The sequence below is a fragment of the Streptomyces sp. NPDC058469 genome, assembly GCF_042721125.1.
Classification (GTDB): domain Bacteria; phylum Actinomycetota; class Actinomycetes; order Streptomycetales; family Streptomycetaceae; genus Streptomyces.
In genome coordinates this window covers 1-12,623 of the sequence record NZ_JBHXME010000238.1, presented here as the reverse complement: position 1 = coordinate 12,623, position 12,623 = coordinate 1, and the positions used below count along the sequence as shown (strand labels likewise).

The following is a 12,623-nucleotide window of genomic DNA, read 5'->3' as shown; positions in this document are numbered from 1 at the left end:
GAGGACGGCACACCGGCCGAACTGATCGCGGGCACCGGACGGTTCGCGGATCTGCACCGGGCTTGGCGGGACAGCCTGGCGTGAGCGCGGTGTCCCGCGCCAACGCCGGCCACCCGCGCACACCGGTCACCCGCACACACCGGTCACCTGAAAGACGTCCGCTCCAACACCAGTCACCCGGAAGACACTTACGTGTCGCACTCCAACACCGTCCGGCACAGAGAACACCGCGCCCGTACCCGCCCCCGCACCGGCACCCTGATCCGCTGATGACAGGTGGGGCACGGGAACGACACCCGCAAGCTGCCGCCCTTGTCCCCGCTGAAGGCATACGGCACGCCTGCCTGTACTCCAGGTCCGGGCCCATGCCGCCGGTCATGGGCATATCGTCGCCGCCCCGCCCACCCCGCCGCGGTCAACGGAGGCTGCTGCTCGTCACGCCGCGCCTGCGCCATCCCCTTGACGTACGCCGTGTAGGCCTGCGGACTGGTGAACCACACGGAGGGATCCTCACCGAAGACCAGGGCACGCTTGGCGAGGACGTACCCGAACTCCTCCGGCGTGAGATAGCCGAGCTTCTGCGAGGACGCCGAGTCCTCCCGGTACGCGTCCAGCAACAGCCACCCCGCGCCCAGATACGTCGCCGCCGTGTCCGTGAGGATCTCGTTCTCGCGGGTGCCGGGGAAGGACAGGTCGAGGCGGTGCAGATAGACGTGCATCACCTCGTGCGCGAGAGCCGCGCCGATGTCCCGGCGATGCGTGCGGAACCGGTCGTTCAACTCGATGAAGTACTCGGGCCCGGCGGTGAGTTCGACGTTCGCCGCATGTGTCATCTCACGGAAGCTGATGATCGGCCGGGCGTCCGGGAGCCGGTAGTGCCGGACCATCTCGCGGGCCACCCGCTGCGCGCCCAGGTGCAGGTCGTCCGTGTCGCAGAACGCCACGTCGACCGGGGCCACGCTGGTCGCGAACGTCTGGACGGTGTCGTAGGACAACCGCTTGTAGAGCGCGGTGATGGCGTCCCGCACCGTATCGAGGTGCGGGTAGCCGTGCTCGACCGGTCCGTCGTCCGCCACATCCGCAACCCCCAGAGACGCCCTGAACCCGCATCCACTCTATGCCGATGAGCCCTGGATGCCGCCCCCATATTTCCCTGACAGATCGCGGGCGGGAAGGCTATGCTCCCCGCGATGACGACGACGATGGCTCACTCTGTTCACAGATCGGGGGTCCCGTCCGCGCAAGGTGAGTGCTGATGCTCCCTTGCACCGCGAACGGGGATTCCCGACTTTCCCTCTGGCTGCGCGTGCGCGAGTTCGCCGTGCCGCCCTCCATGATCGAGACCGCTACGGCCCGCCGCCGCGCCGGGGACTGGGCGGGCGCCTGCGCCGCCGCGGGCGTAGACCTCGATCTCGATCTACGGTCCGTAGCGCGCACCCATGGCCGGGAACTGGCCGCCCGGGTCCGCGCCGATCTCCGCAGACTCGCCCCTGACCTGCTCCGTTGGCATCTGCCGAGGATCGCGCCTGACGGCTTGCTGCGCCCGGGACTGACCCTCACCCTGGCCCGCTACGGGGACGATGCCACCGGCCCGCCTCACCTGGTGGTCCGGACGCCACCGGCCTGGGCGGACGGCGGCCAGCGCATCAGCCTCGCGCTGTGGGACGGCACTCGTCGCGACGCCGACGCCCGTCGGCATCCGCATCCCCGGCCCAGCCGATGGTTCCGCCTCGACCTGCACCGACATCTGTGGGACGCGGGGAGGAGCGGTGAGTTGCGGGCCCGGTCCGGCGCCGATCGGCCACCCGCCGACGGCCTTCCACCGATCCCGGATCTGCTGAAGGTCCCGGATCCGCTGGAGTTGCTGGAGGCGGTGCCGGAGGGGCGTCACTGTGCCGTCGACCGATGGGCGGCGGAGGCGGCGATCCTGCTCCACGCCGAGGGACGCACGACCGGTCCCGTCACGGTACGAATCGGCTCCAGGCACCGGTTGGCCCTGCATCTGGACCTGGATGTGGGTCTGAATGTGGGCCTGGACCCGGATTCGATCGCGGACACCCCGCGTATCGCACCCGCCCCGACGGACGGCGGTGCCACCGCGCTGCCGGTCCTCCCCGACGCGGCGACCTGGGTCCTGCCCGACCTGGAACTGCTCCGCACCGGTTCGATCGACGCCGACCAACTGCATCCACTGGTCGCCGCCGCACTCGTACCGGACGGTCCTCGCCCTCGGCCTCAACCGGACGCCCCCGCGCGGATGTTGGACCAGGCACGGGAGCCGCACCTGGTCGAATGCCGGGGCGCCCACCACCGGATCGGTCTGGTCGACGGCGTACTGGCACCCCTGGACCACGATCCGACCGAGATCCGTCGCGAGGAACTGCTGGTCGCGCTGACCGGCACCCCGCTGCCCTGCCTGCAGGCCATCGACGAGGCCCACCGCCACCCGGACTGCCTCACCGGCGTGCGCGAACGCCTCATCCACGGTGACACCGCGGGCGCACTGGCCGTAGTGGAAGGCCTGTTGGGCCCCGACGCGGTACTGCGCGGCGGCGCCCTCCGCGACGAACTCCGGGCGGCGGCCGAACGGCGGCTCGCGTACGGGCTGTTCAGGGCGGGCCTGACCGGTCCCGGCCCACAGTCCGGCCGCTTCTATCCGGGCCTGCCGCATCCCCGGATCCGCCACCACTCGCGCCCTCGCCACACCACCGGCCGCTGACCGCACAGGGCGCCGTCACTCCTGCCCTCACCCGCCCCACCACTCACGCGAACTCCCACACCCACGCACGTCCCACCCCAACCCCAAAGGTGACCCACATGCCCACACGCACCCTGTACGCCGCCACCGACACCACCTCCTCGCCCTCCCGTCCCACCCAACTGGACGTCGCCGGCGCCCTGTTGACCCTCCTGCGCGACACCACCACCGAACCCCGCCCCGACACCCAACTGGAGGCCCTGACCCTGGCCGTCGCCGCCGACCTCCCCGTCCTGCTGTGGGGCGAGCCGGGTATCGGCAAGACGGCCGCCCTGACGCAGCTCAGCGCGGCCCTGGACCTGCCGTTGACCACGGTGATCGCCAGCGTCCACGAGCCGTCCGACTTCTCCGGGCTGCCCGTCGTGGGCGACGATCCGGCCGAGCAGGGCGTCCCGATGGCCCCGCCGGACTGGGCCGTACGACTCGTGCGGGCGGGCCGGGGGCTGTTGTTCCTGGACGAGTTGTCCACCGCGCCGCCCGCCGTGCAGGCCGCGCTGCTGCGGCTGGTGCTGGAGCGGCGGATCGGCGCTCTGCGGCTGCCGCCCGGGGTGCGGATCGTGGCCGCGGCCAACCCGCGGTCCTCGGCGGCCGAGGGCTGGGAGTTGAGCCCGCCGCTCGCGAACCGGTTCGTGCACCTTCAGTGGACCCACGACCACGAGGTCGTCGTACGCGGACTCGGTGGCACCTGGCCGCGGGCGACCCTGCCGCGGCTCGATGCGGAGAAGCTGCCCGAGGCCGTGGACTTCGCGCGCCGCGCGGTGTGCGGGCTGCTCACCGGGCGCCCCAAGCTCGTCCACCAACTCCCCAGCAGCGAGGCGCGGCGCGGCGGCGCCTGGCCGTCGCCCCGGAGCTGGGAGATGGCGATGAGCCTGATCGCGTTCGCGACGGCGGCCGGTTCCTCCCGGGAGGTGATGTCCCTGCTGGTCAGGGGAACGGTGGGCGACGGTCCCGGCCTGGAACTGCTCGCCGGTGTGGACCGGATGGACCTCCCCGACCCCGAGATGTTCCTCGCCGACCCGACGGCCGGCGAGCTGCCCGCGCGCGGGGATCTGCGCCAGGCCGTGCTCGACGGCGTGGTGGCCGCGGTCCGCAACCGTCCCGACAGGGCCCGTTGGGACGCGGCGTGGGCGGTCCTGGTGCGGGCGTTGGAGACCGGCGCCCCGGACCTGGTCGTCGTCCCCGCGACCACGCTCGCCTCGCTGCGCCGCGAGGACTGGGACGTTCCCGCGTCCATCGAGCAACTCGCCGGAGCCGTCGCCCTGTCACAGCGGGCGGACCGCGCCGCCGCGGCCGCGAAGGGCGGCCGATGAACACGACCGTAGCCAAGGGGGCGGGCGCTCTCGACCTCGAAAAGCTCTTCGCCGCCCGCCTCCACGCCGCCCGGGTCCGCCCCTACCTCGCGACGGCCCTGTTCGCGCTCCACACGGTCGAGTCGCGGCACGTACCGACGATGGCCGTCGACCGGCACTGGCGCTGCTACGTCTCGCCGGGTTTCGTGGACCGGATGTCCGTCGAGGACCTGGCCGGCGTCTGGGTCCACGAGGTGTCGCACCTGCTCCGCGACCACCACGGGCGCAGTGACCGCGTCGCCCGCGAGCGCGGACTCACCGGCCCGGGGGAGCGGTTGCGGATGAACATCGCCGCCGACTTCGAGATCAACGACGACGCGTTCGGCGACGGCCTGGTCGCCCCCGAAGGCGCGATCCAGCCGGGGACTTTGGGCCTGCCCGCAGGAAACCTGATGGAGGACTACCTGCGCTGGTTCCAACTCGGGCCGCGTACCCAGGAGTTGGCCTGGCTGGACTGCGGCAGCGGCGCCGACGGGCTCGACCGGGAGTGGGACCTGGGCGCGGACGGCGCGCACGGGCTCAGCGAGCAGCAGCGCGACGCCGTCCGCTTCCGGGTGGCGCAGGGCATCACCGGCCGCCCCGGCAGCGCCCCCAGCGGGTGGCGGCGGTGGGCGGAGGAGGCGTTCCATCCGCCGCAGCCGTGGCGGGAGTTGCTGGGCGCGGCGGTCCGCTCGGCGGTCTCCGCACCCGGCGCGGGCGAGGACTACACCTACGGCAGACCCTCGCGCCGCTCGGCGTCGCTGCCCGGCATCGTGCTGCCGAGCCTGCGTCGCAGACCGCCCCGGGTATGCGTGGTGATCGACACCTCCGGGTCGGTCAGCGACGCCGAGTTGGGCAGCGCGCTCCTCGAAGTCGCCGCGATCTCACGGGCCGTGGGCGGCCGCCGCGACCTCGTCACCGTGGTGCCGTGCGACGCGGCGGCGCGGGTCGCGCAACCGCTGTGCCGCGCCGAGGGCATTGAGCTGCTGGGCGGCGGCGGTACGGATCTGCGCACGGGCTTCGCCAAGGCGCTGCGCGCCCGGCCCGACGCCGTGGTGGTCCTCACCGACGGCCAGACCCCCTGGCCGGAGTCGCGACCGCCGTGCCGGACGGTGGTGGGCCTGTTCCCGCGCCGGTACGAGGGCGGGTCGTACGACGAGGACGACCCCGACTACGTGCCGGACACACCGCCCGACTGGGCGCGGGTGGTCGAGATCGGGTCCGTCCCCATTGCCCGATGACCCTCAGCGGCTCCTCTCAGCAGCTCCGCAGCGCGAGGGTGAACTCCGAATGGGCCGGCGCCTCTTGAAGCTCCAGCACCCACACCTCGTTCACGCCCTCCCGCAGGACGGCACCGGGGACGTACAACTCCCGTTGCGGTCCCGCCGACCAGTACCGCCCCAGATCGAACCCGTTGATCCACACGAACCCCCGCGTCCAGCCCGGCAGTTCGAGTACGGCGTCCCCGGCGCCGCGTACCTCGACGGTGCCGCGGTACAGCCCGGGGGAGCCGTCCGAGGGCAGTTCCCGCAGCGGAACCCCCTCGACGTCGTCCAGCGCGTCCAAGCGCAGCCCACGCGCGCGTACGTCGTGCAGATACTGCCGCTCGTGCAACAGCCCCCCGGTGATCCCCTTCGCCTCCCCGAGCCGCGGCCCGTAGTTGACCCTCCCCAGGGACTCCACCCACAGCTGCACACGCGCGTGCCCGGCGACAGGCTCCTTGAGCTGCTCGTCGCCCTCCATGAGCACCCCGGCACGCTCCCCGTCGACGTACACCACAGCCACGTCCCGCAACCCCCGCGCGGTCAGCGGATACGGTGCGCGCGGTCCCGGCACGGTCACTTCGTAGCGGACGATTCCGCGGTCCACGTCCAGTTCCTCGAAGGTCGGCGGCACCGGACCCTCCGTCTCCGGCCCGCCGCGTGCCTCCAGTACGTCGGCCAGGGGCGCCCAGCCCGTCAGGCGCGCCTCGGCCGGGGCGCCCAACGGCGCGGGGGCGGGCGGGAGTTCGGGCAGCGGGCCGTCCGCGTACGCGGCCAGCACCTCGCGGAAGCGCCAGAACTTCTCCGTGGGGCGCCCGTACTCGTCGATCGGCGCGTCGTAGTCGTACGACGTCACGTCGGGCTCCAACGGGCCCTCGTGCAGGGCGCCGCCGCCCCGGTTGGCGCCCGCCCAGCCGGCGAAGTTGGTGCCGCCGTGCGCCATGTAGAGGTTGACCGACGCGCCGCACTCCAGGATCTCCCGCAGCGCGTCCGCCGCGTCCCCGGCATCGCGGACGACGTGCTCGCCGCCCCAGTGGTCGAACCAGCCGCACCAGAACTCCATGCACATCAGCGGCCCCTCGGGGCGGTACCTGCGCAGCGCCTCGAAGGCCACGCGCGCGTGGGACCCGAAATTCACCGTCGCGAGCACACCGGGGACCGAGCCGCCGCTCAGCATGAAGTCCTCGGGACCGTCCGAGGTGAACAGCGGGACCGTGACGCCCTGGTCGCGCAACAACTCCTCCACGCGCCGCAGATACACCGCGTCGGAGCCGTAGCTGCCGTACTCGTTCTCGATCTGCACCATGATCACCGGGCCGCCGCGGTCGAGCTGGCGGGGCACGATCTCGTGCAACAGGTGGTGGAACCAGCGCTCCAGGTGGCCCAGGAAGCGTGCGTCACGCGTACGCGCGCGTGCCCCCAGTTCGCCGGTCAGCCAGTGCGGCAGCCCGCCGTTCTCCCACTCCGCGCAGATGTACGGCCCCGGGCGCACGATCGCCCACAGGCCCGCCTCCCGGGCCGCGTCCAGGAACCGGCCCAGTGCCTGTACGTCCCGGAAGTCGCCCGGCGCCGGCTCGTGCAGGTTCCACGGGACGTACGTCTCCACGCAGTTGAGGCCCATCGCCCGCAGCATCGCCAGCCGGTGCCCCCAACTCGCCTCGTGCACCCGGAAGTAGTGCAGTGCCCCGGACAGCAGCCGCACCGGCCGCCCGTCCAGCAGAAAGTCCCTGTCGCCCACCGTGAACTCACTCATGCCGACGACTCTCGCCCCTTGGCGGCGATCACGTCCATGGACAAAGATCACCGCTACTTGGACCGAGACGACGAGAGCGCACGACAGCGCGGGAAGGGCGGGCCCGGATGTACCACACCTGGATGCGTTTCTTCACGCCCACACCCGCCCACCACCGCCTCGGCCTCGCCTGCCTCGGCGTCGGCCTCCAGTACGGCGCCCTGCCGACCGTCGGCCCCCGCACCCTCGACCACCACGTCGCCGTGGTGATCAGCGCGGGCGGCGGCTGGTACCTGAGCCCCGACGGCCGCCGTACGACCGTCACCGCGCCCGCGCTGCTGTGGCTCACCCCCGGCGTGCCGCACCACTACGCGCCCGACCCCGGCGCCGGCTGGGACGAGGGGTTCGTCGACTTCACCGGGCCCGCGACGACGACGTACACCGAACTCGGCTACATCGAGCCGGAACGGCCCGTGGTGGCCCTCTCGGACGCGGCCGGTCCCCGCGCGGTCATCGGGCGCATGGCCCGCGCCGCGCGCCGCGGCAACCCCCTCCTGGAGGTGGAGACCGGCGCCGCCGTCCACGAACTCCTGGTCGCCCTGCGCCGCGCCCGCGCCGATCTCGCCCCCGACGGCGACCCGGTCCTCCAGGCCCTCGCCCGGGACGCCTGCCTGCCGCTGAGCGTCGCCGACCACGCGGCCCGGCACGGCATGACGCCCGCCGCACTGCGCGCCGCCGTCCGCCAGGGCGCCGGATGCAGCCCCAAGGACTACCTCCTCGGCATCCGCCTGGGCCGCGCCAAGGAGCTGCTGGCCGCCACCGAACTCCCGGTCGCCGCCGTCGCCCGCCGCGTCGGCTACGACGATCCCGCCTATTTCTCCCGCCTGTTCACCCGCCGCGTCGGCATGCCACCCGTCCGCTTCCGCGCCCAACAGGGCCGTACCGTCCCCGGCGGCTGGAGCGACCAGGTGCCCGATCCGGCCGATCCGCCGATCATCGAGTGGCCGCACGCGACGTAGGTCCGATGATCCAGTGGCCGCACGCCGCATAGGGCCGATCATCGAGTGGGCGCACTGCACGTAGGGTGGTCGCCCATGACCACCAGCACCAATGGAACCGGTGACGTCGACCCCGCCGTGCGCGAGGAACTCGCCCGGCTGCGTGACAGCATCGACAACATCGACGCGGCCGTCGTCCACATGCTCGCCGAACGCTTCAAGGCCACCCAGCAGGTCGGTTTCCTCAAGGCCACCCACCGGCTGCCGCCCGCCGACCCGGCCCGCGAGGCCCGCCAGATCGAACGTCTCCGCGCCCTCGCCGAAAGCGCCAAACTGGACCCGGCGTTCGCTGAGAAGTTCCTGAATTTCATTATCGGCGAGGTGATCCGGCACCACGAGCGCATCGCGGAGGACGCCGTGAACGGCGGTTCACCCACGGCGAACTGACCTCGTACGTCCGGTAAGGGGCGTGACAGCGGGGTGAGTTCGGGGCGATGCTGCGCTGTGCACTCCTTGTGCACTCCTTGTCAGGTGACGGGCACGCCCCGTCAGCGCCTGCGTCATAAGCTGGTTGTCCCACGCGGAGGGACGTCGGGCCATGCCGTCGGATGCCGAGATCCTCATCGTCGACGACCATGAGGACACGCTGTACGCGCTGGAGAGCGCCCTGGCCCCGCTGGGCTACCGGCTCGCCCGCGCCACCAGTGGCGACGAGGCGCTCAAGCAGGTGCTCCGCGGCAAGGTCGGCCTCCTCCTGCTCGACGTGCGCATGCCCGGCGTCAGCGGCCTGGACGTCGTCCGCTACCTGCGCCGCCTCGAACAGACCCAGCACATACCCGTCCTCCTCCTCACCGGCTTCGGCCCCGACCCCGAGACGACCGCCGCCGCCTTCACCCTCGGCGTCGCCGACCTCGTCATGAAACCCGTCGACCCCTGGGCCCTGCGCACCAAGGTCCGCTACCTCTACGAAGCCCACCGGCGCCACCAGGCCCTCGAACAGGAGGTCCGCGAACTCCGCGCCCTCCTCAAGGACCCGCACCCCTGCGAACCCCGCCCCGCCCTGCCCCACCCGGACGCGCGCGTGCCCTACCAGCGCGACGCACGCGACGCCCAGAACACCGCCCCCGCACCCGACCTGACATAGGCCCCGCACCCGACCGGACCCCGGTCCCGCCCGACCGGACATAGGTCGTGTACCGGACCACCTCTGTGCCATGTCAGTGCCATCAGGCAGCATGTCCTGCATGTCCGTACTGACGCGCGACGAAGCGCAGACCCGTGCCAGGCTCCTCGACGTCCACCGCTACACGATCGAACTCGATCTGACGACGGGCGAAGACACCTTCGACTCCCGCACCGTCATCGCGTTCACCGCTCGCGCGGACGCGGACACCTTCGTCGAACTCAAGCCCGCCGAGCTGCGCTCCGTCACCCTCGACGGCCGCCCCCTCGACCCCGAGGACCTCGTCGAGAACCGGCTCCCGCTGCCCGGCCTCACCGCCGGCGAGCACGAACTGCGCGTCGACGCGACCATGCGCTACTCCCGCACCGGCGAGGGCATGCACCGCTTCACCGACCCCACCGACGGCGAGACCTACCTCTACACCCAGCTCTTCATGGAGGACGTCCAGCGCGTCTTCGCCGCCTTCGACCAGCCCGACCTCAAAGCCGTCTTCGACCTGACCGTCACGGCCCCCGAAGGCTGGACCGTCCTCGCCAACGGCATCACCGAACACCTCGGCGAAGGCCGCTGGCAGGCCGCCCCCACCCCCCTCATCTCCACCTACCTCGTCGCCGTCGCCGCCGGACCCTGGCACTCGGTGCGCACCGAACACCGCGGCCTGCCCTTCGGCATCCACTGCCGCCGCTCCCTGGCCCCCCACCTCGACGCGGACGCCGACGAGATCCTGGACATCACCCGCCAGTGCTACGACCGCTACCACGAGAAGTTCGAGGAGCCCTACCCCTTCGACTCCTACGACCAGGCCTTCGTCCCGGAGTTCAACGCGGGCGCCATGGAGAACCCCGGACTGGTCACCTTCCGCGACGAGTTCATCTACCGCTCCGCCGTCACCGACACCGAGCGGCAGACCCGCGGCATGGTCATCGCCCACGAGATGGCCCACATGTGGTTCGGCGACCTCGTCACCCTCCAGTGGTGGGACGACATCTGGCTGAACGAGTCCTTCGCCGAGTACATGGGCTACCAGACCCTCACCGAGGCCACCCGCTTCACCGACACCTGGACCGACTTCGGAGTCGTCCGCAAGGCCTGGGGCTACGACGCCGACCAGCGCCCCTCCACCCACCCCGTGGCCCCGGAGAACGTCGACGACACCGCCTCCGCCCTCCTCAACTTCGACGGCATCTCGTACGCCAAGGGCGCCTCCGCGCTACGGCAGTTGGTGGCCTGGCTCGGCGAGAAGGACTTCCTCGCCGGCATCAACACCCACTTCGCCCGCCACAAGTTCGGCAACGCCACCCTCGCCGACTTCATCAACTCCCTCGCCTCGGGCACCGAACGAGACGTCCACGCCTGGGCGGACGCGTGGCTGCGCACGACGGGCGTGGACACCCTGACCCCCACCGTCACCCCTGCCGACGACGGCACGTACACCCTGACCGTCGACCGCGCGGGCAGCCGCCCCCACCGCATCGCCGTCGGCCTCTACGACCAGGACCTCGGCGATGCGGATCGCCTCACCCTGCGCGAACGCCTCGACCTCGATGTCCCGCAGACCGAGCCCCAACCCCTCGGCAAGCGCCCGGCATTGCTCCTCCTCAACGACGGCGACCTCACCTACGCCAAGGTGCGCTTCGACCCCGACTCCTTCGAAACCGTCCGCACCAGCCTCTCCGGCCTCCCCGAACCCCTCACCCGCGCGGTCGTCTGGAACGCCCTGCGCGACACCGTCCGCGACGGCGAACTCCCCGCCTCCGCCTACCTGGACGCCGCCCGCGCCCACCTCCCGCACGAGACGGACCTCGCCCTCGTCCAGGGTGTCCTCGCCTTCGCCTCCGCCCAGGTCACCGACCGCTACCTCACCCCCGAGGCCCGCCCGGTCGCCCTCGCCACCCTCACCGCGCTGTGCCGCGACCTCATCCGGCGTACCGAGGACGGCTCGAACCCCGGCCTGCGCCTCATCGCCGTACGCCACTTCATCGACGTCGCCGCCCACCCCGACACCATCGCCGCCTGGCTCACCGAAGGCACCGTCCCCGGCGGCCCGGAACTGGACCCCGAACTCCGCTGGCGCGTCCTGGCCCGCCTCGCCGTCCTCGGCGCCACCGACGAGCCCGCGATCGCCGCCGAGTTGGAACGCGACCCGTCCGCCACCGGCCAGGAAGGCGCCGCCCGCTGCCGAGCCGCCCTCCCCGACCCCCAGGCCAAACGCACGGCCTGGGAGGCGATGTTCACCACGGACGACCTCTCCAACTACCTCTTCACCGCCACGGCCCAGGGCTTCTGGCAACCCGAACAGGCCGACCTGGTACGGGACTACGTGCCCCGCTTCTTCACAGACGCCGTAGCCCTCGCCACCCGCCGGGGCCCCGCCATCGCCGACGCCGCCGGCCGCTGGGCCTTCCCCACCCACGCCGTCGACCCCGAAACCCTCCGCCTCGGCGAGGAATGCCTCCGCGACGCCGACCTCACCCCGTCCCTCCGCCGCAAACTCGTCGACCAACTCGACGACCTGGCAAGGGCGTTGCGGGTACGCGGGGCGGAGTGACGGAAACGGCGACTTGTTGGGCGCCGGACGGCATCATCCAGCCTGTCCGGCGTTTGAGGACGAGGCCCCTTCAGGGCCGATGAGGGTCTGGGGGCGGAGCCCCCAGCACCGCCCGCACCAACACAGGTCACCCCCAACACGTTTTCCCCGTACGGCAGTACCCCCTTTCGGGTTCTGATCGTTGTTCTTCCCGGGCGCGTCGACGCAATTGCGTACAAGCTGGAACTCCCCCTGCCCCGCGCCCCGGAGGACAGCATGAGCAGCGCTCCCCTCGCCTCAGGCCCCGAAGGACCCGACGCCCTGCGGCCGTTGCTCGACACCGTCCTCGACGCCCTCGGCACCGGCCGCCGGGCGCGCGGCGGACCGTTCCCCGCGGGCGGCCCCGACGCGGTCGCCGCCCGCATGCGGGACGCCGTGGGGGACGTACTCCCCGACGGCGGCGACTCCGACGCCCTGCGCACCCTCGTGCACGCGCTCGCGGAAGGCGCCGCCGACCCCGCCGACCCGCTGTGCGCAGCACACCTGCACTGCCCGCCGCTCGCCGTCGCCACCGCCGCCGACCTCGCCGTCAGCGCGCTCAACCCCTCGCTCGACTCCTGGGACCAGGCCCCCGCCGCCTCCGCCCTCGAAGCCCTCGTCACCCGCACCCTCGCCCACGAGATCGGCCTCGCCGACGCCCTCGTCACCACCGGCGGCACCGAAGCCAACCAACTCGCCCTCCTGCTCGCCCGCGAAGCCAACGGCGGCAGCGTGCGGTTGGTCTGCGGAAGCAACGCCCACCACTCCCTGCCCCGCGCCGCCTGGCTCCTCGGCC

At 72.3% G+C, this 12,623-nt stretch carries 9 protein-coding genes and 1 pseudogene; 8 read left to right on the top strand and 2 right to left on the bottom strand.

Annotated features, from left to right (window positions below):
* Positions 1-188: 188 nt before the first annotated feature.
* Positions 189-1,076, bottom strand: coding sequence for a hypothetical protein (locus ACFWP5_RS49080; RefSeq protein ID WP_384172826.1), 888 nt, complete (start codon positions 1,074-1,076; stop codon positions 189-191).
* Positions 1,077-1,255: 179 nt separating this feature from the next.
* Between ACFWP5_RS49080 and ACFWP5_RS49075 the strand changes: the two genes are divergently transcribed.
* The 3 genes from ACFWP5_RS49075 to ACFWP5_RS49065 all read left to right on the top strand — a co-directional run bounded on the left by ACFWP5_RS49075 (position 1,256) and on the right by ACFWP5_RS49065 (position 5,327).
* Positions 1,256-2,719, top strand: coding sequence for a hypothetical protein (locus ACFWP5_RS49075; RefSeq protein WP_384172824.1), 1,464 nt, complete (start codon positions 1,256-1,258; stop codon positions 2,717-2,719).
* Positions 2,720-2,817: 98 nt separating this feature from the next.
* Entirely contained in the window at positions 2,818-4,068 is a 1,251-nt protein-coding gene (locus ACFWP5_RS49070; protein WP_384172821.1) for an AAA family ATPase, read from the top strand.
* Positions 4,065-5,327, top strand: a complete 1,263-nt coding sequence (locus tag ACFWP5_RS49065) for a VWA-like domain-containing protein (RefSeq protein ID WP_384172818.1) — start codon at positions 4,065-4,067, stop codon at positions 5,325-5,327. The genes ACFWP5_RS49070 and ACFWP5_RS49065 overlap by 4 nt, the downstream gene beginning before the upstream one ends.
* A 16-nt stretch (positions 5,328-5,343) precedes the next feature.
* Here ACFWP5_RS49065 and ACFWP5_RS49060 read toward each other — a convergent pair whose 3' ends face one another.
* Entirely contained in the window at positions 5,344-7,101 is a 1,758-nt protein-coding gene (locus ACFWP5_RS49060; protein ID WP_384172815.1) for a beta-galactosidase family protein, read from the bottom strand.
* Between the two features lie 107 nt (positions 7,102-7,208).
* Here ACFWP5_RS49060 and ACFWP5_RS49055 point away from each other — a divergent pair, with 107 nt between their 5' ends.
* The 5 genes and pseudogenes from ACFWP5_RS49055 to ACFWP5_RS49035 all read left to right on the top strand — a co-directional run.
* Positions 7,209-8,099: a helix-turn-helix domain-containing protein gene (locus tag ACFWP5_RS49055; protein WP_384172812.1), complete on the top strand. Its 891-nt coding sequence runs from the start codon at positions 7,209-7,211 to the stop codon at positions 8,097-8,099.
* A gap of 75 nt (positions 8,100-8,174) precedes the next feature.
* Positions 8,175-8,525 carry a chorismate mutase gene (locus tag ACFWP5_RS49050; protein WP_384172809.1) on the top strand — a complete coding sequence of 117 codons (351 nt, stop codon included), beginning with the start codon at positions 8,175-8,177 and terminating at the stop codon, positions 8,523-8,525.
* Between the two features lie 151 nt (positions 8,526-8,676).
* Complete coding sequence (locus tag ACFWP5_RS49045; RefSeq protein ID WP_384172806.1) at positions 8,677-9,222, top strand: two-component system response regulator; 546 nt, start codon at positions 8,677-8,679, stop codon at positions 9,220-9,222.
* Between the two features lie 100 nt (positions 9,223-9,322).
* Positions 9,323-11,809, top strand: a complete 2,487-nt coding sequence (pepN, locus tag ACFWP5_RS49040; protein ID WP_384172804.1) for an aminopeptidase N — start codon at positions 9,323-9,325, stop codon at positions 11,807-11,809.
* A gap of 255 nt (positions 11,810-12,064) precedes the next feature.
* Positions 12,065-12,623, top strand: a pseudogene (locus ACFWP5_RS49035) (aspartate aminotransferase family protein); the annotation flags it as partial.

Bases quoted from the DNA above. Each gene is read 5' to 3' on its own strand.
- ACFWP5_RS49055 (WP_384172812.1), top strand. From the start codon at position 7,209: ATGTACCACACCTGGATGCGTTTCTTCACGCCCACACCCGCCCACCAC.
- ACFWP5_RS49045 (WP_384172806.1), top strand. From the start codon at position 8,677: ATGCCGTCGGATGCCGAGATCCTCATCGTCGACGACCATGAGGACACG.
- ACFWP5_RS49065 (WP_384172818.1), top strand. From the start codon at position 4,065: ATGAACACGACCGTAGCCAAGGGGGCGGGCGCTCTCGACCTCGAAAAG.
- ACFWP5_RS49060 (WP_384172815.1), bottom strand. From the start codon at position 7,101: ATGAGTGAGTTCACGGTGGGCGACAGGGACTTTCTGCTGGACGGGCGG.
- ACFWP5_RS49075 (WP_384172824.1), top strand. From the start codon at position 1,256: ATGCTCCCTTGCACCGCGAACGGGGATTCCCGACTTTCCCTCTGGCTG.
- ACFWP5_RS49050 (WP_384172809.1), top strand. From the start codon at position 8,175: ATGACCACCAGCACCAATGGAACCGGTGACGTCGACCCCGCCGTGCGC.
- ACFWP5_RS49070 (WP_384172821.1), top strand. From the start codon at position 2,818: ATGCCCACACGCACCCTGTACGCCGCCACCGACACCACCTCCTCGCCC.
- pepN (WP_384172804.1), top strand. From the start codon at position 9,323: ATGTCCGTACTGACGCGCGACGAAGCGCAGACCCGTGCCAGGCTCCTC.